Raw genomic sequence first — 20,281 nt, 5'->3', positions numbered from 1 at the left:
CCTCTCGGGCTTTCCTCCGGGCTTTTCCCTTCGGTCTTTCGTGTTTCCAGCTTAGCAGATCCGTTTTCCGTTTCCGCCACCCGCTGGAGCGGGCTTGCCGTTCCAGGAATTCGCTTTTCGCGCTTTCCTTTCCGGCGGCTCCGACTTTATCAGAAGTTCTGAGTCGGAATTCCCGCCCCTCCCGGTTCACCCGTTCGTGCACACAGAGGTGCCGGGCTTCCCGTTCAGGCGGAGCCGTAAACGTACTGGAGCGGGGCGCCCCGATGCAAATCGAGGCGCCCCGCTCCTGGTTGGGGGGTCGAGGGTCAGACCTCGACGACCACCGGGAGGATCATCGGACGCCTGCGGTAGGTGTCCGAGACCCACTTGCCGACCGAGCGGCGGATGAGCTGCTGGAGCTGGTGCGGCTCGACCACGCCGTCCTGGGCGGACTTGTTGAGTGCTTCCTCGACCTTGGGGACCACGGCGTTGAACGCCGAGTCCTCGATGCCGGAGCCTCGGGCGTGGATGTTCGGGCCGCTGACGATCTTGCCGGTCGAGGCGTCCACGACGACGAAGACCGAGATGATGCCCTCGTCCCCGAGGATGCGGCGGTCCTTGAGGTGGACCTCCGTGACATCGCCGACCGAGAGGCCGTCGACGTACACGTAGCCGGCCTGGACCTTGCCGACGATCTTGGCCTTGCCGTCGACCAGGTCGACGACGACGCCGTCCTCGGCGATGACGATGCGGTCCTTCGGAACACCCGTCATGGCGCCGAGCTCGGCGTTGGCGCGCAGGTGGCGCCATTCGCCGTGGACCGGCATCAGGTTCTTCGGCCTGCAGATGTTGTAGAAGTACAGCAGCTCGCCGGCCGAGGCGTGGCCCGAGACGTGGACCTTGGCGTTGCCCTTGTGGACGACGTTGGCGCCCCAGCGGGTCAGGCCGTTGATCACGCGGTAGACCGCGTTCTCGTTGCCCGGGATGAGCGAGGACGCCAGGATCACGGTGTCGCCCTGGACGATCCGGATCTGGTGGTCGCGGTTGGCCATGCGCGAGAGCGCCGCCATCGGCTCGCCCTGGGAGCCCGTACAGACGAGCACGATCTCGTCGTCCGGGAGGTCGTCGAGGGTCTTCACGTCGACGACCAGACCCGCCGGGACCCGCAGATAGCCCAGATCCCGGGCGATGCCCATGTTGCGGACCATCGAGCGGCCGACGAAGGCCACCCGGCGGCCGTACTCGTGGGCGGCGTCGAGGATCTGCTGGATGCGGTGCACGTGGCTGGCGAAGCTGGCCACGATGATGCGCTTCTGGGCGTTCGCGAAGACGTTCCGCAGGACGTTGGAGATGTCCTTCTCCGGCGGGACGAAGCCCGGGACCTCGGCGTTCGTCGAGTCGCTCAGCAGGAGGTCGATGCCCTCCTCGCTGAGCCGCGCGAACGCGTGGAGGTCGGTGAGCCGGCCGTCCAGCGGGAGCTGGTCCATCTTGAAGTCACCGGTGTGCACCACCATGCCCGCGGGGGTGCGGATGGCGACGGCCAGCGCGTCGGGGATGGAGTGGTTGACCGCGATGAACTCGCAGTCGAAGGGGCCCAGGTTCTCGCGCTGCCCTTCGACCACCTCGAGGGTGTAGGGGCGGATGCGGTGTTCCTGGAGCTTGGCCTCGATCAGGGCGAGGGTCAGCTTGGAGCCGATGAGCGGGATGTCCGGCTTCAGCCGGAGCAGGAACGGAACGGCTCCGATGTGGTCCTCGTGACCGTGCGTGAGCACGATGCCCTCGATCTGGTCGAGGCGGTCACGGATGGTGGTGAAATCGGGCAGGATCAGGTCGATGCCGGGCTGCTCCTCCTCGGGGAAGAGGACGCCGCAGTCGACGATCAGCAGCCGGCCGTCGTACTCGAAGACCGTCATGTTGCGGCCGATCTCACCGAGCCCGCCGAGCGGGGTGACGCGGAGGCCGCCCTTGGGGAGCTTCGGCGGGGCGCCGAGTTCAGGATGCGGATGACTCAAAAGACTCTCCTCACCACACGCGCCACGTACCGCTTGGGCACGTGGCGCGCATGACATTCGTGCACTTGCTGTTGTCTGTCGGATCGATCTCGTCGGACGTCGGGTGTCGCTCGTCGCGCCCGCAGATCGGGTATTCAGTTGTGAAGTCTGTTGCTAGAGCTGTACCCCGCCTGCGGCGAGATCGAGCTTGAGCTGGGCGGTTTCCTCGGCCGAAAGCTCCACGAGCGGGAGCCGCAGGGGCCCGGCAGGCAGGCCCTGGAGAGCGAGCGCGGCCTTGGTGGTGATGACGCCCTGGGTACGGAACATGCCGGTGAAGACCGGGAGCAGCCGCTGGTGGATCTCCGTGGCCTTCTGGACGTCGCCGTTGAGGTGGGCGTCCAGAAGGGCGCGCAGCTCGGGGGTGACGACGTGACCGACGACGGAGACGAAGCCGCAGGCGCCCACGGAGAGCAGCGGCAGGTTGAGCATGTCGTCGCCGGAGTACCAGGCGAGACCGCTCCGGGCGATGGCCCAGCTGGCGCGGCCGAGGTCGCCCTTGGCGTCCTTGTTGGCGACGATCCGGGGGTGCTCGGCGAGCCGGACGATCGTCTCGGTGTCGATCGGGACACCGCTGCGGCCGGGGATGTCGTAGAGCATCACCGGAAGCTCGGTGGCGTCGGCGATGGCCGAGAAGTGCCGGTACAGGCCCTCCTGAGGGGGCTTGTTGTAGTACGGCGTCACCGCGAGCAGGCCGTGCGCGCCGTCGCGTTCGGCGGTGCGCGCGAGCTCGAGTGAGTGGTGGGTGTCGTTGGTGCCGACGCCGGCCACGACATGGGCGCGGTCGCCGACCGCGTCCAGTACCGCTCGTACCAGCTCCGATTTCTCCGCATCGCTGGTGGTCGGCGACTCGCCGGTGGTGCCGTTGATGACGAGGCCGTCGTTGCCTGCGTCCACCAGATGGGCGGCGAGTCGCTGGGCACCGTCGAGGTCGAGTGCGCCGTCGGCCGTGAAGGGCGTGACCATGGCGGTGAGGACCCGCCCGAAGGGGGTCTGCGGAGTGGAGATCGGAGCCATGGGTAACACGCTACTCGTTGCTCAGCGCCAGGTGTCCCCTCGGGGGACGTGAGAAGAGGAGCCCGGCACTGCCTGCTCGGGGGTTCAAGCAGTGCCGGGTCCGTTTGATCAGCCTAGATGAACTTCGTGAAACGTCGCAATACGGACACTTCGCGTGACGGGATCGCACAAATGTGCTTTATGGGGCCACACGGCCGTTCTTGTTGAAGGCGGCGTAGGTGAGCGGCATCAGCCGGGCCCAGTGCTCTTCCATCTTCTCGCCGACCATCTCGATCTCCCGCTGCGGGAAGGACGGCACCTTGGCCAGCTCGTGCTGGGTGCGCAGGCCGAGGAAGTGCATCAGCGAGCGGGCGTTGCACGTGGCGTACATCGAGGAGAAGAGACCGACGGGCAGGACCGCGCGGGCGACCTCGCGGGCGACGCCGGCGGCGAGCATCTCCTGGTACGCCTCGTACGCCTGGATGTACGAGTCCTCCATGGCGCGGCCGACCAGCTCCTGCTGGGCCTCGGTGCCCTCGACGAAGACGTACTTGCCCGGGCGGCCCTCCTGGACGAGCTTCCGGGAGGCGTCCGGGACGTAGAAGACCGGCTCCAGCTCCCTGTAACGGCCCGATTCCTCGTTGTACGACCAGCCCACGCGGTGGCGCATGAACTCGCGGAACACGAAGATCGGGGCGCTGATGAAGAAGGTCATCGAGTTGTGCTCGAAGGGGCTGCCGTGCCGGTCCCGCATCAGATAGTTGATGAGCCCCTTGGACCGCTCGGGGTCCTTCTGCAGCTCTTCGAGCGACTGCTCCCCGGCGGTGGAGACGCGGGCCGCCCACAGCACGTCCGAGTCGGCCGCGCTGTGCTTCACCAGCTCCACGGTCACATCGCTGCGGAAACTGGGCTTGAGGTCTTCTGCGGGGGTGTTGCTCACCGCGGGGTCCTTCCATCGCGTCGCTCGGGCGGCGCCCACTTTACGGGGAGCCGCTGACAACGCGGCCGTGCACCCGCCTGGGCGGCTTTCTTTGACCAATCCGGGGAAAAAGGGCACCGAACCGCGACTTTGATCGTCTGTCTCTGTGACACCGCACACCACCGGACCCAAGGAGTGTTTCCCCATGTTCAGCCGGCGAGAGCCCGTTCCGTTCGCGTTCGTCGCCGAGGCCGACCGCTTCCGCAGTAACGTCACTCCGCCGCCGAGGGAGCGCCTCACCGTCTCCCAGCTCGCGGGCCGTACGCTGGTCGGGCTGACCGTCGTGGCCGGTCTCGTCGGATCGCTGCTCTTCGGCATGCCCGCCCTGCAGTCGGGCGCCGCCGATGGCCCGCGGCAGCACTCGGAGGCCTCCGACGGCCGCTGAGCAGTCCAGCCCCCTGAGGTGGCCCGGTCGAGACCACCTGGGTAGCCTCACCGGGCACAGCCCCTTCGAGCGTGCTTGTGAGTGAGGAACCGTCGTGCCCCTGCCCTTTCTGACGGCCGACCGCGCTTTTGACGCGACCGACGATGTCGCGCTGCCGTTCGACGACCACGACCGGTGGCGTCGTCCCTACCGGCCCGGCCCCTGGCGGGTCGGCGCGGCGGCCCTCGCCCTGCTGCTGGCGTCGTTCGTGCTCGTCGCCGCGGTGATCATCGCCGCCGCCGGAACCGTGGCCGGGGCCGGAGCCACCTTCGCAATGGCCGCGCTCATCATCGCCTCCGCGCTGCGGATGCTTCGGGTGGGCACCTGGGTGAGCCGCCACGGGGTGCGGCGGGTCGGGTTCTTCTCGACGACGACCGTGGAGTGGCGGCAGGTCGGCGCGGTGCGCACGGCCCAGCAGCCGGTGCGCTGGCTGGGACTCCCCCGCACCGTCCAGGGCCAGGCCCTGATCCTCGTACGGCAGGGCGGTGAGCAGACCACGCTGCTCACCGACCACAGTGCCGACTTCCTCTCCCGCGTCGAGGCGTTCGACCGCGCGGCCGACACCGTCGAGGCGTGGAACGCCGAGTACGGCGTGGTGACGGCTACGCGCTGACCGCGCGGCCCTCGTGGAGGGCGATCGCGCGCTGCATCGCCTTGCGGGCGCGCGGGGTGTCACGGGCGTCGTGGTAGGCGACCGCGAGACGGAACCAGCAGCGCCAGTCGTCCGGGGAGTCCTCGGTCTCGGCGCGCCGCTTCGCGAACACCTCGTCGGCCGAGTCGCGATCGATCCGCCCGCCGGCCGTCCGCTTCAACTCGTCCACCGGCAGGCCGCCTTCGGCCTCCAGCTCCTGGGCGAGCCGCTGCGCCCTGCGGGCGAAGCGGGTGTTCTTCCACAGGAACCAGCCGCCGACTCCGGGCAGCAGGAACGCCACCGCGCCCATGCCCATGGCGGCCGGTTCGCCGGTCAGCAGGAGCAGGACCCCCTCCATCGCCACCACTCCGAAGACGAGCACGAGGACGGTGGCGAGGAAGAAGTACGTGATCTTTCCGCCCATGGCCGTCAGCCCAGGTCCAGGAAGTGCTCCAGGCCGAAGGTGAGGCCCGGGGCGGTGGTCACGCGGCGGGCGCCCAGGAGGATGCCCGGCATGAAGCTGGAGTGGTGCAGCGAGTCGTGACGGATGGTCAGGGTCTCGCCCTCGCCACCGAGCAGCACCTCCTGGTGGGCCAGGAGACCCCTCAGGCGTACCGCGTGGACGGGAACGCCGTCGACGTCCGCGCCGCGGGCGCCGTCCAGGGCGGTCGCGGTGGCGTCCGGCTGGGCGCCGAGGCCGGCCTCGGCGCGGGCGGCGGCGATCAGCTGGGCGGTACGGGTGGCGGTGCCGCTGGGGGCGTCGACCTTGTTCGGGTGGTGCAGTTCGACGACCTCGACGGACTCGAAGTACGGGGCCGCGATCTGCGCGAACTTCATGGTCAGGACCGCGCCGATGGAGAAGTTCGGGGCGATCAGGACGCCGGTCTCCGGAGAGGCGTCGAGCCAGGTCCGCAGCTGTGCGAGGCGGTCCTCGGTCCAGCCGGTGGTGCCGACGACCGCGTGGATGCCGTGACGTACGCAGTAGTCGAGGTTGTCCATGACCGAGGCCGGGGTGGTCAGCTCGACGGCGACCTGGGCGCCCGCGTCGGCGAGCGTCTCCAGCTTGTCGCCGCGGCCGAGCGCCGCCACCAGTTCCATGTCCTCGGCGGTCTCGACGGCCCGTACGGCCTCGGAGCCGATGCGGCCCTGGGCTCCGAGGACCGCCACGCGCAGCTTGCTCATTGCTCTGAACTCTCTCTAGGAGACGGATTCGTGCAGGCGTGCCGCCTGCTTGTCCTTCAGCGGCCCGATGACGGACAGCGAGGGGCGCTGTCCGAGCACATCACGGGCGACCTCGCGGACCTCGTCCGGGGTGACCGCCGCGATACGGGCGAGCATGTCGTCCACCGACATCTGGCTGCCCCAGCACAGCTCGCTCTTGCCGATGCGGTTCATCAGCGCGCCGGTGTCCTCCAGGCCGAGGACGGTCGAGCCGGAGAGCTGGCCGATCGCGCGGCCGATCTCGTCGTCGGACAGGCCGTCGGAGGCCACCTTGTCGAGCTCGTCCCGGCAGATCTTCAGCACGTCGTGGACCTGGCTCGGGCGGCAGCCCGCGTACACCCCGAAGAGGCCGCAGTCGGCGAACCCAGAGGTGTACGAGTAGACGCTGTAGGCCAGGCCCCGCTTCTCCCGGACCTCCTGGAAGAGGCGGGAGGACATGCCGCCGCCGAGGGCGGTGTTCAGCACGCCGAGCGCCCAGCGGCGCTCGTCGGTGCGGGCCAGGCCGGGCATGCCGAGGACCACATGGGCCTGCTCGGTCTTGCGGCCCACGACGTCGACGCGACCGGCGGTGCGGATCGTGCGGCGGCCCTCGCGGGGGGCGACGGGGAGCGCGTCGGTACGGGTGAGGGCGCCGGCCTTGTCGAAGGCGCGCCGGACCTGGCGTACCACCGTGGCGTGGTCGATGTTGCCCGCGGCCGCGACGACCAGGTGGGTCGGGTCGTAGTGCTTCTTGTAGAAGCGGGCGATCCGGCTCCGGTCCAGGGCGTTGATGGTGTCGACCGTGCCGAGCACCGGCCGGCCCAGCGGGGTGTCGCCGAACATGGTCTGCGCGAACAGGTCGTGCACGACGTCGCCCGGGTCGTCCTCGGTCATCGCGATCTCCTCGAGGATGACGCCGCGCTCGGCGTCCACGTCCTCCTGGAGGATCAGCGAGCCGGTGAGCATGTCGCAGACGACATCGATCGCCAGCGGCAGGTCGGTGTCGAGGACCCGCGCGTAGTAGCAGGTGTACTCCTTCGCCGTGAAGGCGTTCATCTCGCCGCCGACCGCGTCGAGCGCTGCGGAGATGTCGAGGGCGCTGCGTCGCTCGGTGCCCTTGAAGAGGAGGTGCTCGAGATAGTGCGTGGCGCCGTTGAGGGTGGGCGTCTCGTCGCGGGAGCCGACGTGCGCCCAGATGCCGAAGGTGGCGGAGCGCACGGAGGGCAGGGTCTCGGTGACGATGCGCAGGCCGCCCGGAAGGGTGGTGCGGCGGACCGTGCCGATGCCGTCCTTGCCGGGGAGAAGCGTTTGGGTACGGGCGACGGCCCGCCCCTCCGAGGAGGGGCGGGCCGTCGTCACGGAACTACGGGACGTCACTGGTCGGTGTCGTCCTTCGCGTCCTCGGCGGAAGCGTCCTCGTCCGCCATGACGGGAACGAGGGAGAGCTTGCCGCGCTGGTCGATCTCGGCGATCTCGACCTGGACCTTGGCGCCCACCGCGAGCACGTCCTCGACGTTCTCCACGCGCTTGCCGCCGGCGAGCTTGCGGATCTGCGAGATGTGCAGCAGACCGTCCTTGCCGGGCATCAGGGAGACGAAGGCACCGAAGGTGGTGGTCTTGACGACCGTACCCAGGTAGCGCTCGCCGACCTCCGGCATGGTCGGGTTGGCGATGCCGTTGATCGTGGCGCGGGCGGCCTCGGCCTGCGAGCCCTGGGCGGCACCGATGTAGATGGTGCCGTCGTCCTCGATCGTGATGTCGGCGCCGGTGTCCTCCTGGATCTGGTTGATCATCTTGCCCTTGGGGCCGATGACCTCACCGATCTTGTCCACCGGGATCTTGACGGTGATGATGCGCGGCGCGTTCGGGGACATCTCGTCCGGAACGTCGATCGCCTCGTTCATCACGTCGAGGATGTGCAGACGCGCGTCACGGGCCTGCTTCAGCGCGGCGGCCAGGACCGAGGCGGGGATGCCGTCGAGCTTGGTGTCGAGCTGGAGCGCGGTGACGAAGGTCTTCGTACCGGCGACCTTGAAGTCCATGTCGCCGAACGCGTCCTCGGCACCGAGGATGTCGGTGAGGGCGACGTAGTGGGTCTTGCCGTCGATCTCCTCGGAGATCAGACCCATGGCGATACCGGCGACGGGGGCCTTGAGCGGCACACCGGCGTTCAGCAGCGACATGGTGGAGGCGCAGACCGAACCCATGGACGTCGAGCCGTTGGAGCCGAGGGCCTCGGACACCTGGCGGATCGCGTAGGGGAACTCCTCGCGCGTCGGCAGCACCGGCACGATGGCGCGCTCGGCGAGCGCGCCGTGGCCGATCTCGCGGCGCTTGGGCGAGCCCACGCGGCCGGTCTCACCGACGGAGTACGGCGGGAAGTTGTAGTTGTGCATGTAGCGCTTGCGGGTCACCGGGGAGAGGGTGTCCAGCTGCTGCTCCATGCGGAGCATGTTGAGGGTGGTGACGCCCAGGATCTGGGTCTCGCCACGCTCGAACAGCGCCGAGCCGTGCACGCGCGGGATGGCCTCGACCTCGGCGGCGAGCGTACGGATGTCCGTGATGCCGCGGCCGTCGATGCGGACCTTGTCCTTGATGATCCGCTCGCGGACCAGCTTCTTGGTCAGCGCGCGGTAGGCGCCGGAGATCTCCTTCTCGCGGCCCTCGAAGGCCGGGAGGAGCTTCTCGGCGGCGAGCTCCTTGATGCGGTCGAGCTCGGTCTCGCGCTCCTGCTTGCCGGCGATGGTGAGCGCCTGGGCGAGCTCGCTCTTGACGGCGGCGGTGAGCGCCTCCAGGACGTCGTCCTGGTAGTCGAGGAAGACCGGGAACTCGCCGACCGGCTTGGCGGCCTTGGCGGCGAGGTCCGACTGGGCCTTGCACAGGACCTTGATGAAGGGCTTCGCGGCCTCGAGACCGGCGGCGACGACCTCCTCGGTCGGCGCCTCGGCGCCGCCCTTGACGAGCTCGATCGTCTTCTCGGTGGCCTCGGCCTCGACCATCATGATCGCGACGTCGCCGTCCTCCAGGACGCGACCGGCGACGACCATGTCGAAGACGGCGTCCTCGAGCTCGGTGTGCGTCGGGAACGCGACCCACTGGCCCTTGATCAGGGCGACACGGGTGCCGCCGATCGGGCCGGAGAAGGGCAGGCCGGCCAACTGCGTGGAGCAGGAGGCGGCGTTGATCGCGACCACGTCGTACAGGTGGTCGGGGTTGAGCGCCATGATCGTCTCGACGATCTGGATCTCGTTGCGCAGGCCCTTCTTGAAGGAGGGGCGCAGCGGCCGGTCGATCAGGCGGCAGGTGAGGACCGCGTCCTCGGAGGGCCGGCCCTCACGGCGGAAGAAGGAGCCGGGGATCTTGCCGGCGGCGTACATCCGCTCCTCGACGTCCACCGTCAGGGGGAAGAAGTCGAGCTGGTCCTTGGGCTTCTTGGACGCGGTGGTGGCCGAGAGGACCATCGTGTCGTCGTCCAGGTACGCGACGGCGGAGCCGGCGGCCTGCTTGGCCAGGCGGCCCGTCTCGAAGCGGATGGTGCGGGTGCCGAACGCGCCGTTGTCGATGACGGCCTCGGCGTAGTGGGTCTCGTTCTCCACTATGGGTTTCTCCTACGTGTTCGTCTTTTCGTCCGTCGGCCCGTGTGGCCGGGGACGGTGGTGGAGGAGAAGCACACCTCGGGTGCGGGCCGGTCTTCGATCGAAGCACCCGGGGGTATGGGTCCGGGGGCCACTACCGAGGACCGGCGGCGGTCGGCGGCTTCTCGCTCGCTCCTTTGTGGCGTTGTGTGACCAGACTAAATGCCGGTCGGCACATCGCGCACGTACAGCAAAGGGAGCGGCCCCCTAAACGTGGGAACCGCTCCCTTCGCAGCGTTCTCCATCAAGATGGATTACTTGGCGCCGCCGGCCGCACCGCGGCGGATGCCGAGGCGGTCGACCAGCGCGCGGAAGCGCTGGATGTCCTTCTTGGCCAGGTACTGCAGCAGGCGGCGACGCTGGCCGACCAGGATCAGCAGACCACGACGGGAGTGGTGGTCGTGCTTGTGCTGCTTGAGGTGCTCGGTCAGGTCCGAGATACGACGGGAGAGCATCGCGACCTGGACCTCGGGGGAGCCGGTGTCGCCCTCCTTGGTGCCGAACTCGGCCATGATCTGCTTCTTCGTAGCGGCGTCGAGAGACACTCGGTACTCCTCTTGGTGTTCGTGCGCCGGCGAGTGCCCCTGGTCTTGGTCTCAGGGGAGCTTCCGTGACTCGTCAGGCGAAGGTCCGATGGGCGCAGCTTCCAGAGCGGTGGTGCTCGATGGTTCCGGGAGCGCGTACACAAACGGCCGTCACACAGCGTACCAGCCTCGCGGAGCGCCTCTTACTTGCTGGTGAGGGAGCGGGCCGCCATGAAGACGTCGAGGACGGCCAGGCAGAGCGGGACGAGGGAGAGCAGGACGAAGCTCTCGGCCAGGTCGAGCAGGCGTCCCCAGAAGGGCGAGAGGCCCTTCCTGGGGATGATCAGGCCGATGGCGGTGGTCAGGGCGGCGCCGGCGGCGACGGCCGCGGTGAGCCAGATCGTACGGATGTCCAGACCGCCGCGGTCCCCGTACATCAGGAGGTCCTTGACCAGGTCGGCCGGCGGGTTCAGGGAGAGGCCGAGGATGAGCAGCGCGATCGCGGCGATGCCGGCGACCAGGACGCAGGCGACCTGCGAGGTGTAGCGGAAGAGCCGGGCGCGCAGCAGCATGGCGAGGCCGGCGGCGAGGGCGAGGAGCTGGCCCCAGACGTTGCCGGCGAAGCCGAGGACGGCCGCCGAGCCGACGACGACGGCCGCGCAGCCGCCGACCAGGCCGAGGAGCATCTCGTGGCCGCGGCGGGCCTGGAGCGCGATCCGCTCGCCGTCGACCGGCCGGCCCTCTTCGGCGACGCGCTGGTTCGGGTCGGCGTGGAACTCCTCGTCGGTGGCGCTGCGCGGGGAGGCGTAGCCGATGGGGAGCCGGGCGAAGCGGGCCGAGAGGCCGGGCAGGAAGGCGACCAGGCCGATGGCGACGGGGGCGCAGACGGCGGCGGTGGAGGTGGCGGAGCCCTCGGCCAGGATCGCCAGGAAGGTCGCGAGGGTGCCGACGGCGGCCAGGAAGGTCGCGGCGACGAAGGGGGCGTCCCCGCTGGGGGTGAGCGCGACCAGGGCGACGGAGGCGACCAGGACGGTCACGCAGCCGAGCAGGAACTGGAGGCGTCCGGGGCCCTGGCCGGCGTCGGGGCCGACGATCCCGGAGCCCGCGATCAGCAGCAGCGGCAGGGCGCCGAGGCCGAGGGCGACGGCGGTGGCCCGGTCGCCGTAGACGCGGGCGCGCACGCCGGCGAAGGCGGTCAGCAGCACACCGGCGGCGCCGGCGATGATCCCGGGGAGGCTGTGCATGTCGTGGCGGACCGGGTCGGCGAACCACAGGACGAAGCCCATGAGGACGAGGAGCAGCACGCCGCCGACGAGGCCGGCGCCGCGCAGCAGGTCGTCGCTCCACAGGTGGCGGTCGCGGGTGACGGCGGAGGCGACGGCGTCGGAGACGTCGTCGAAGACGGCGGGCGGCAGCGACTGGGCGAAGGGGCGCAGCGAGAGCACCTCGCCGTCGAGCACCTGCTGGGCGGCGAGGGTGCGGGCGCCGTCGAGGACCGATCCGTCGCGGCGGACCAGGTGATAGCCGGTCGGGGCGCCGGCCGCCTGGGTCTGGCCGGTGAGCCGCAGGATCTCCGGATAGACGTCGGCGACGGCGATGTCCTCGGGGAGTGCGACGTCGATGCGGCTGTCCGGCGCCACGACGGTGACGCGGCAGAAGCCGGTCGCTGCGGTCGTACTCACGTGTCTGGACCCCCTGATTCGCGGTTGCGCACAGTGCGCGGGCCACCCTACCGGGGACGGGTGATGGTCGCTGCAAGTAGGATCGCCGTCTCTGGGGGAGGCCGGCGCAGACGGGGGCGCCGGTGCGGAACTCCCGCACGAAGTCCGCCCGTAACGAGGGATTGATGCGCCGGTGAGCCAGATCGTCGTCAAACGCCCGCCGAGGTCCCTTCCTCCGGAAGTACCCAGCGAGGAACTGGTCCTGGAGTCTCCGCCCGAACTGCCGCGGGGTCAGCAGGAGGGCATTCTGATGCAGCTCCTGCCGATGCTCGGCATGGGTTCGTCGGTGGTGTTCTTCTTCATGCCGGGCGCGCATCCGTTCATGCGCATCATGGGCATCCTGATGCTGGTGTCGACGGTCGCGATGCTCGTCGCGCAGCTCGTGCGGTTCCGGAAGGGTACGCAGGGGCAAATTGCCGATGTCCGGCGCGACTATCTCAAATACCTCGCGCAGACCCGGCGTACGGTCCGGCGCACGGCGCGCAAGCAGCGTGACGCGCAGTTGTATCTGCACCCCTCGCCCGAGCAGTTGTGGTCCGTGGTGGCCGAGGGCTCGCGGGTGTGGGAACGCCGGGTGGGCGACAAGGACTTCGCCCAGGTACGGATCGGGCTCGGCGCCCAGCAGCTGTCCACGCCGCTGGTGGCGCCGGACACGGCTCCGGTGGACGAGCTGGAGCCGCTGTGCGCGGGCGCGATGCAGCAGTTCCTCGCGGTGCACGGTTCGTTGGACGGGCTGCCGATGGCGGTCTCGATGCGGGCCTTCTACCACGTGACGGTCTCCGGTGAGCCGGAGGCGGCTCAGGCGGCGGCGCGCGGTCTGGTGGCGCAGTTGGTGACGCTGCACTCCCCCGACGACCTGATGGTCGCGGTGGTGGCGGCGCGGGGCGCGCAGGAGCGCTGGGACTGGACGAAGTGGCTGCCGCACACGCAGGTACCTGGGCAGGTCGACGGGGCGGGCACGAAGCGCCTGTTCGGCGACGACCTCGGGGAGCTGGAGCAGATGATCCGCTCCCGGCTCGACGGGCGGCCGCGGTTCAGCCGGGACAACCAGCCGGTGCTCGACCAGCCGCATGTCGTCGTCGTCCTGGACGGCGGGATGGTGCCGCCGGACTCGCTGTTCGCGGCGCCGGAGGGCCTGCAGGGCGTGACGATCGTCGAGGTGGTCTCCGGTGAACTCGACGAGCCGCGTGGTGGCCTGTCGGTGGTGGTACGGCCGGGGCGGCTGCGCCTGGAGTCGGGCGGCGGTTTCGCGTACGAGGGTGTGCCGGACGGGATCTCGCTGCCGGCCGCCGAGGCGCTGGCCCGGCAGCTCGCGCCGCTGCGGATGGGCGGCGGGGACGACGACGAACCGCTGCTCGCCAACCTGGACTTCACGGATCTGCTGAACCTCGGCGACGCGGCGTCGGTGGACGTGGCGCGCACCTGGCGGCCCCGTTCGGTGGCCGAGCGGCTGCGGGTGCCGATCGGTGTCGGCGAGGACGGCCAGCCGGTCATGCTGGACCTCAAGGAGGCCGCGCAGGAGGGCATGGGCCCGCACGGACTGTGCGTGGGCGCGACCGGTTCGGGAAAGTCGGAGCTGCTGCGCACCCTGGTCCTCGGTCTGGCGGTGACGCACTCCTCGGAGACGCTGAACTTCGTCCTCGCGGACTTCAAGGGCGGTGCCACCTTCGCCGGCATGTCGCAGATGCCGCACGTCGCGGCCGTCATCACCAACCTGGCCGACGATCTGACGCTGGTCGACCGCATGGGCGACGCGATCCGCGGTGAGCTCCAGCGCCGGCAGGAGCTGCTGCGCTCGGCGGGCAACTACGCCAACATCCACGACTACGAGAAGGCCCGAGCGGCCGGTGCGCCGCTCGAACCGCTGGCCTCGCTGGTCCTGGTCATCGACGAGTTCTCCGAACTGCTCACGGCCAAGCCGGACTTCATCGACATGTTCATCCAGATCGGCCGCATCGGCCGTTCGCTGGGTGTGCATCTGCTGCTGGCCTCGCAGCGTCTGGAGGAGGGCAAGCTCCGGGGCCTGGACACGTACCTGTCGTACCGGATCGGTCTGCGGACGTTCTCGGCGGCCGAGTCGCGTACGGCGATCGGTGTCCCGGACGCGTACCACCTGCCGTCGGTGCCGGGCTCGGGCTATCTGAAGTTCGGTACGGACGAGATGACCCGCTTCAAGGCGGCGTACGTGTCGGGTACGTACCGCACCGGCGGGCCCCGGCTCACGGCCGGACAGCTGCCGATCGAGCGTCGGCCGGCGGTCTTCACCGCCTCGCCGGTGCCGGTGGTGTACGCGGCGCCGGACCCGGCGTATCTGACGGCGCGGCGCGAGGAGGAGGACGACGCCCTCGCGGACACCGTCCTGGACGTGATCGTGCGCCGACTGGAGGGGCAGGGTGTTCCCGCCCACCAGGTGTGGCTGCCGCCGCTGGACCAGGCGCCCTCGCTCGACCAGCTCCTGCCGGGGCTGGCGCAGACCGCGGACCGCGGTCTGACGGCGACGGAGTACACGCGTCCGGGCGGTCTGACCGTGCCGCTGGGTCTCATCGACAAGCCGTTCGAGCAGCGGCGCGAGGTGCTGTACCGGGACTTCTCCGGTGCGGCGGGCCACATGATGGTGGTCGGCGGTCCGCAGTCCGGCAAGTCGACGCTGATGCGGACGCTGATCTCGTCGTTCGCGCTCACCCACACCCCGCAGGAAGTGCAGTTCTACGCGCTGGACTTCGGTGGTGGCGGCATGGTGTCGCTGGCGGACCTGCCGCATGTCGGCGGCGTCGCGTCGCGGCTGGACCCGGAGCGGGTGCGCCGGACGGTCGCGGAGGTCCTGGGCGTGCTGAACCGGCGCGAGGAGTTCTTCCGGTCGCACTCCATCGACTCGATCGCCACCTACCGCCGCAAGCGGGCCGCGGGCGAACTGCCGGGCGAGGCCTGGGGGGACGTCTTCCTGGTGATCGACGGCTGGGGCGGTTTCCGCAACGACTACGACATGCTGGAGCCGGTCGTCTCCGACATCGCCGCGCGCGGTCTGGGTTACGGCATCCACGTGGTGATCACCGCGGCCCGTTACATGGAGGTGCGCGCCGCGCTGAAGGACCAGATGCTGGGGCGTCTGGAGCTGCGGCTCGGTGACGTCATGGACTCGGAGTTCGACCGCAAGGTGGCGGCCAACGTCCCGGCGGGTGTGCCGGGACGCGGCCAGGTGCCGGAGAAGCTGCACTTCATGGGCGCGCTGCCGCGGATCGACGGGGCGAGTTCGTCGGTGGACCTGTCGGAGGGCACGGCGGCGTTCGTACAGGCGGTGAAGAGCGGCTGGACCGGCGCTCCCGCCCCCGCCGTACGGCTGCTGCCGCGGCGGCTGCCGGCGGAGCGGCTGCCGAAGGGCTTCGAGTACCCGCAGCACGGCATCGCGATCGGTATCGACGAGACGAACCTGGAGCCGGTGTTCGTCGACTTCGAGACGGACCCGTTCTTCCTGATCTTCGGCGAGAGCGAGTCCGGCAAGACCGGGCTGCTGCGGCTGATCGCCAAGCAGTTGTGCGAGCGGTACACGCCGGAGCAGGCGCGGATCGTGGTCGGCGACTACCGGCGCACGATGCTGGAGGCGGTCGCGCCGTCGCATCTGCTGGAGTACGCGCCGATGGCGTCCGCCATGCAGATGCACATGGAAGCGATCAACACGGTGATGACGAAGCGGGCCCCGAAGCCCGACATCACCCCGCAGCAGTTGCGTGACCGCAGCTGGTGGACCGGCCCGCAGCTGTACGTCCTCATCGACGACTTCGAGCTGGTGGCCACGAACTCGGGGAATCCGCTGCAGGTCCTGGTGGAGAACCTGCCGTTCGCGCGGGACGTCGGGATCCGGTTCATCGTGGCGCGCAGCGCCGCGGGCGCGTCGAGGGCGATGTACGAGCCCTTCATGCAGCGCGCGAAGGAGCTGGGCGCGCAGGGCGTCATCCTCTCCGGTGACCCGGGTGAGGGCGACATCCTGGGCAGCGTCCGGGCCCGGCCGATGCCGCCGGGGCGTGGCACGTTCGTCTCCCGCAAGCGGGGCAACCCGCTGGTGCAGCTGGGCTGGCTGCCGGACCGGCACCAGGGAGACTGATGAGTTTCGACGAACTGTGGGGACAGGTGCGGGGCGAGTCCGCCGAGCGGGTGCTCAAGGGCTCGGCGGGAGCGCCGCCTCGCGGCCACCAGGCGCCGGGCCCCGTCGCCCCCGACGGAGCCGGCGGGGAGGCGGCCCTCGACGCCGCCACGACCCGGGCCGGCGCGGAGGCGCCCCTCGACGCCGCCGCGGCCGGGGCGGCCCGCGAGGCCGTCCTCGAACGGCTGGCGCACTTCCGCTCCTCGGCCGTCCTCGTGCCGATGGACACCGCGGGCGGGCTGTGGACCGCGGACTTCGGAGGGATCGCCTGGATCTGCGCGTTCTCCGACGAGGCCGCGCTCGCGCGGTTCGCGCAGGCGCGCGGCGAGGAGACCGGGGAGTGGACGTACCGCCGGGTCCTGGGCTCCCGGCTGCTGGACGATGTGGTGCCCACCGCCGCCTCGCCGTGCGGGGTGGCGCTGGACGCCGGCAGTCCCGGCGGGGCCGTGTTCCCGCCGGTGCAGGGGATCGTGCCCGACGGGGTGGCGGTCGACGTGGACGGACAAGGGGGCCGTAGGCCGTGACGGATCCGGATCTCGCGGCGTCGCAGGAGGCGCTCGCCCAGATCACCAAGGGCATCACGGGCACCCTCTCGGAGCTCAAGGAGCTCGGGATGGTGGGCGAGGCGAGCATGGGACGCGGGTTCTCCGACCTCCAGCTCTCGGGCATGGAGACGGGGCACGACGGGCTGACCGGCGCCATGAAGACGTACTGCGAACGATGGGAGTGGGGTGTGCGCTCCCTGGTGCAGAAGGGCACTCTCTTCGCCGAACTGACGGGGCTTTCGGCGGGTGTCTTCCACGAGCAGGAGCAGTACATCTCCGGCGCTTTCAAGGTGCTGACGAACTCCGCGATGGGCAATCCGTACGCCACCGAGGACGAGATCACCCAGAAGGGCTGGGGCGACGTGCTGTCGAGCAACACGTTCACGCACATCCGTGACGCCGACTACAGCCAGGAGTCCTTCGACACCGCGCGGGAGAACAGCGAGCAGGCGTGGAAGGACACCGCCTGGGACGTGTCGACCTCCGGAGTGGTCCCGGCCAACAGGATCATCGACGCGGCAGGACTGCGTGACGAGATGGACACCGGGATGCGCGAGGCATTCGGACCCTCGCCGGAGGAACGGGCGAAGGCCGCCGAGCAGCAGGGTGGGCAGCCCTGATGGTGGACTTCGGCGGAATCGTCAGCGGCGGCAAGAACCTGCTCGACAGCGGTCTCGGCGCCATCGAGGACGGTGTGGAGGCCGGCAAGAAGGTCATCGGCACCGGCATCGACAAGGGCACCGATCTGATCGGCGAGGGCCTGGAGCGCGTCGGCGCCGAGGGCATCGCCGACAAGGTCACGGACTGGGGCGACGACACCGCCTCCAGCCTCGGTGCCTCGGTCGGCGAGCAGCAGCTGGGCCAGACCCAGGAGGCCAACGAGCTGATCCACGGCAAGCCGGACAAGCTCCGGGAGGTGGCCGCCCATCTCAGGGACTTCCACCGGGCGTTCGACCAGGTGGGCCGGGGCATGCGCACGCTCGACTCGAGCGGCTGGAAGGGCGAGTCGGGGAACGCCTTCCGCGCCAAGCTGGCGATGGAACCGACCAAGTGGCTGCATGCCGCCGACGCGTGCGAGACGGCGGGCAGCGCGCTCACGCGGTACGCGGAGACGGTGGTCTGGGCCCAGGGGAAGGCCAAGGAAGCCATCGAGCTGTACAAGCGCGGCGAGGAGACGTCGAAGAAGGCCGTCGACGCCTACAACGGCAAGGTCGACACCTACAACGCGGCCGTGAAGGAGGGCAGGGACCCCGGTCCGCGGCCCGAGCCCTTCACCGATCCGGGCAAGGCGGAGCGGGAGCAGGCGCAGGAGACCCTCAAGGAGGCCCGGCGCCAGCGCGACGAGGCCGCGTCGGCCGCGGAGAAGGCGGTACGCGCGGCGCTGGCGCACGCGCCACAGGAGCCGCCGGCCTCGAACCGTCTCGCGTCGAACGCCGTCGACGCCTACGGCGCGCTCAACGTCGAGACCCTGCACGTCGCCGGCGGCGTGATCAAGGGGACGGCGGGGATCCTCAACTTCGCCCGGGGCCTGAACCCTCTGGACCCGTACAACATCACGCACCCGGCGCAGTACATGCAGAACGTCAACATGACGCTGGCCGGCCTGGTGTCCACCGCGGCGCATCCGGAGCGCGTCCCGGGCGCCCTGATCGACTCCTTCAAGAAGGACCCGAGCGAGGGCATCGGGCGGCTGCTTCCCGAGATCCTCGGCACGAAGGGCCTGGGCACCGTCCGTACCGGTATCCGGGTCGGCGTCAAGGAGGGTGCGGAGGCGGCTCTCGACAACGCGGCGCGCAAGGGGCTCGACGACATTCCGGCCCAGCGGGTCCCGGATCCGCCGAGTCACCCGCCCACGGTCCACGACAAGCTGCATGCGGCCGCCGACCGGTCCGTCGACGTCTCGAAGATCCCGGACCACGCGCAGTGGCGTACGACGGACGAGCCGCTGTGGCGCAACGACGACCGGGCGCCGGACGAGATCTTCCGGGACGGGTTCAAGCCGTGGAACAACCACAACACCGATCTCGACGGCTATGTGCGGAACAACGACCACTCGGTCTACGTGGGCACCACCCGCGACCCCGATCTGGGCTGGGGGTCGCGCTACCGGTACGACATCGACGCTCCCGGTGGTATCGATGTCAACGCGTCCATTCCGGACAACATCTTCGCCAATGAGAAGGAGATCGCGTTCCCGGGCGGCGTGCGGACGGAGAACATCAAGGGCGCCTGGGAGAAACTTCCCGACGGGACGACGCAGTACACGCCCAATCCGCACTACAACCCCCATGCCGGGGCCGGCGGCTCGACTTCCCCGCCGCCCCCCGCGCCACCGAACAGTCTGCTACCCCCTGGATGGACGCAATGAGCGAGAGGCTGCTGGGCAGCCGCGACGACGCCACCGCCGTGCGCGGCACCGAGCTGGTGCGGTGCACCGTGCGGTGGTGGATCGACGACGCGGCGGCCATGCCGTACGGCGTCGAGGCGACCGGGCCGTGGGGATCGGCGTCGGCCCGGGGCAGAGACCTGTCCGGGGCGCTGCGCGACGCACGGCTCCGTCTGGAGGGCAGTGGCTGGCTGCTGGCCGTCAACGGGGCCCGGGCGGAGGTGCGGCAGAGCGGAATGCTGGCCGGCAGCGGGAGCGACCGGGCGTATGTGCTGAAGCCCGGTGAGCCCGCCGATCCCGAGAAGACGGTCGGTCTCTTCGACGACGCTCCGGTCGAAAGCGTGCTGAGTGTCGAGCAGCAGGAGGCCGCCTACCGAAGGCTCATGGACGAGTGGGACCGCCGGGCGGCGGAGCGGCGTGCCCAGGCACACGCCCAACCCGAGGCACAGTCACAGGCACAGGTCCAGCGGCAGTCGCAGGTCCCGCCGCAGCCGCCTCGCCTCCAGGGAGCGGAGCGGCCCGTTCCGGAGCTCACCGCGGAGCTGCGGGCGCAGGCGCGGCGGGCGCCGGACACGTGGCTGTACTCGATCGACCCGATGTACGACCCGGCCGGGGAGGTGCCTCCCTTCGCCGTGATCGGGGCCTGGCAGGTGGACGCGCGGGGAGAGCCCGGAGCCTTCCAGCACAACCCGAACTACCGCCCTTCCCCCGTGACTCTGGGCTGGCCGCGGCCGACCGACCCGGTGGACGCGTCCCTGCAGCTCGCGGCGAGCGGGCACGGACCCGACGAGGCGGTCCCCGGGGCGCTCGCGGCGGCGACGGTGTACCTGCCGGACGAGGGCGAGGACATCGCCGTCTACACGGACGCCGAAGGCCGGTTCGTCCCGGTGCTCACCCACCCGGATCACGCTCCGGCGCACGTGCCCCGGCTGCGCCCGGTGAACGGCGCGGAGCTGGCCCGGCTGCTCCCGCCCGATCTGACGCTCAAGCTCAACCCCGGTGGTCGGGTCTCCGTGCGGGTTCCCGTCTCCGACGTACGGGCCGCGGCGGAGCGGCTCGGCCACTAGGCTGATCC

The 20,281-nt window shown here is 70.2% G+C and carries 16 protein-coding genes; 7 read left to right on the top strand and 9 right to left on the bottom strand.

Annotation, left to right across the window (positions count from 1 at the left end; translation table 11 throughout):
* Positions 1-305 precede the first annotated feature (305 nt).
* The 3 genes from ABZY12_RS28465 to thyX form a co-directional block, all read right to left on the bottom strand.
* The gene (locus ABZY12_RS28465; protein ID WP_356895234.1) at positions 306-1,991 is read right to left on the bottom strand and encodes a ribonuclease J; all 1,686 of its coding nucleotides are present in this window, start codon (positions 1,989-1,991) and stop codon (positions 306-308) included.
* A 153-nt stretch (positions 1,992-2,144) separates the two neighbouring features.
* Entirely contained in the window at positions 2,145-3,044 is a 900-nt protein-coding gene (dapA, locus tag ABZY12_RS28460; protein ID WP_356895232.1) for a 4-hydroxy-tetrahydrodipicolinate synthase, read from the bottom strand.
* Between the two features lie 178 nt (positions 3,045-3,222).
* Positions 3,223-3,963, bottom strand: coding sequence for an FAD-dependent thymidylate synthase (thyX, locus tag ABZY12_RS28455; protein WP_356895230.1), 741 nt, complete (start codon positions 3,961-3,963; stop codon positions 3,223-3,225).
* Positions 3,964-4,147: 184 nt separating this feature from the next.
* On the opposite strand from thyX, the gene ABZY12_RS28450 reads away from it, so the two are divergent.
* Positions 4,148-4,387, top strand: a complete 240-nt coding sequence (locus ABZY12_RS28450) for a hypothetical protein (protein ID WP_356895228.1) — start codon at positions 4,148-4,150, stop codon at positions 4,385-4,387.
* A 94-nt stretch (positions 4,388-4,481) separates the two neighbouring features.
* Positions 4,482-5,039, top strand: a complete 558-nt coding sequence (locus ABZY12_RS28445; RefSeq protein ID WP_356895226.1) for a hypothetical protein — start codon at positions 4,482-4,484, stop codon at positions 5,037-5,039.
* Here ABZY12_RS28445 and ABZY12_RS28440 read toward each other — a convergent pair.
* The 6 genes from ABZY12_RS28440 to eccD all read right to left on the bottom strand — a co-directional run bounded on the left by ABZY12_RS28440 (position 5,029) and on the right by eccD (position 12,098).
* On the bottom strand, positions 5,029-5,481 hold the full coding sequence (locus tag ABZY12_RS28440) for a hypothetical protein (RefSeq protein WP_356895224.1): 453 nt from the start codon (positions 5,479-5,481) through the stop codon (positions 5,029-5,031). The genes ABZY12_RS28445 and ABZY12_RS28440 overlap by 11 nt on opposite strands.
* Positions 5,482-5,486: 5 nt before the next feature.
* On the bottom strand, positions 5,487-6,239 hold the full coding sequence (dapB, locus tag ABZY12_RS28435) for a 4-hydroxy-tetrahydrodipicolinate reductase (RefSeq protein ID WP_356895222.1): 753 nt from the start codon (positions 6,237-6,239) through the stop codon (positions 5,487-5,489).
* A 15-nt stretch (positions 6,240-6,254) separates the two neighbouring features.
* Complete coding sequence (locus ABZY12_RS28430; protein ID WP_356895220.1) at positions 6,255-7,634, bottom strand: pitrilysin family protein; 1,380 nt, start codon at positions 7,632-7,634, stop codon at positions 6,255-6,257.
* Positions 7,631-9,853 carry a polyribonucleotide nucleotidyltransferase gene (locus ABZY12_RS28425; RefSeq protein ID WP_356895218.1) on the bottom strand — a complete coding sequence of 741 codons (2,223 nt, stop codon included), beginning with the start codon at positions 9,851-9,853 and terminating at the stop codon, positions 7,631-7,633. Before ABZY12_RS28425 ends, ABZY12_RS28430 begins: the two co-directional genes overlap by 4 nt.
* A 293-nt stretch (positions 9,854-10,146) precedes the next feature.
* Positions 10,147-10,437, bottom strand: a complete 291-nt coding sequence (gene rpsO / locus ABZY12_RS28420) for a 30S ribosomal protein S15 (protein ID WP_158991116.1) — start codon at positions 10,435-10,437, stop codon at positions 10,147-10,149.
* Positions 10,438-10,619: 182 nt separating this feature from the next.
* Entirely contained in the window at positions 10,620-12,098 is a 1,479-nt protein-coding gene (gene eccD, locus ABZY12_RS28415) for a type VII secretion integral membrane protein EccD (protein WP_356895216.1), read from the bottom strand.
* 172 nt (positions 12,099-12,270) lie between these two features.
* Here eccD and eccCa point away from each other — a divergent pair, with 172 nt between their 5' ends.
* From eccCa to ABZY12_RS28390, 5 genes are read left to right on the top strand one after another with little or no spacing between them, the layout of a single operon-like run.
* Entirely contained in the window at positions 12,271-16,236 is a 3,966-nt protein-coding gene (gene eccCa / locus ABZY12_RS28410) for a type VII secretion protein EccCa (RefSeq protein WP_356895214.1), read from the top strand.
* On the top strand, positions 16,236-16,799 hold the full coding sequence (locus ABZY12_RS28405; protein WP_356895212.1) for a hypothetical protein: 564 nt from the start codon (positions 16,236-16,238) through the stop codon (positions 16,797-16,799). The genes eccCa and ABZY12_RS28405 overlap by 1 nt, the downstream gene beginning before the upstream one ends.
* Complete coding sequence (locus tag ABZY12_RS28400; protein ID WP_356895210.1) at positions 16,796-17,440, top strand: hypothetical protein; 645 nt, start codon at positions 16,796-16,798, stop codon at positions 17,438-17,440. Before ABZY12_RS28405 ends, ABZY12_RS28400 begins: the two co-directional genes overlap by 4 nt.
* Complete coding sequence (locus ABZY12_RS28395) at positions 17,440-19,188, top strand: putative T7SS-secreted protein (protein ID WP_356895209.1); 1,749 nt, start codon at positions 17,440-17,442, stop codon at positions 19,186-19,188. The genes ABZY12_RS28400 and ABZY12_RS28395 overlap by 1 nt, the downstream gene beginning before the upstream one ends.
* Entirely contained in the window at positions 19,185-20,273 is a 1,089-nt protein-coding gene (locus ABZY12_RS28390) for a type VII secretion system-associated protein (protein ID WP_356895207.1), read from the top strand. The genes ABZY12_RS28395 and ABZY12_RS28390 overlap by 4 nt, the downstream gene beginning before the upstream one ends.
* Positions 20,274-20,281: the final 8 nt, after the last annotated feature.

Origin of the sequence: Streptomyces sp. NPDC006551 (assembly GCF_040611675.1) — a bacterium.
In the GTDB taxonomy this organism is placed as follows: Bacteria; Actinomycetota; Actinomycetes; order Streptomycetales; family Streptomycetaceae; genus Streptomyces.
Note: the sequence above shows the minus strand (reverse complement) of the source record. Positions and strands in the feature narration are given on the sequence as shown.

What these genes read in the sequence shown, in the direction of transcription:
- dapA (WP_356895232.1), bottom strand. Translation starts at nt 3,044, where the DNA reads ATGGCTCCGATCTCCACTCCGCAGACCCCCTTCGGGCGGGTCCTCACC.
- ABZY12_RS28450 (WP_356895228.1), top strand. Translation starts at nt 4,148, where the DNA reads ATGTTCAGCCGGCGAGAGCCCGTTCCGTTCGCGTTCGTCGCCGAGGCC.
- ABZY12_RS28440 (WP_356895224.1), bottom strand. Translation starts at nt 5,481, where the DNA reads ATGGGCGGAAAGATCACGTACTTCTTCCTCGCCACCGTCCTCGTGCTC.
- dapB (WP_356895222.1), bottom strand. Translation starts at nt 6,239, where the DNA reads ATGAGCAAGCTGCGCGTGGCGGTCCTCGGAGCCCAGGGCCGCATCGGC.
- ABZY12_RS28405 (WP_356895212.1), top strand. Translation starts at nt 16,236, where the DNA reads ATGAGTTTCGACGAACTGTGGGGACAGGTGCGGGGCGAGTCCGCCGAG.
- ABZY12_RS28395 (WP_356895209.1), top strand. Translation starts at nt 17,440, where the DNA reads ATGGTGGACTTCGGCGGAATCGTCAGCGGCGGCAAGAACCTGCTCGAC.
- ABZY12_RS28390 (WP_356895207.1), top strand. Translation starts at nt 19,185, where the DNA reads ATGAGCGAGAGGCTGCTGGGCAGCCGCGACGACGCCACCGCCGTGCGC.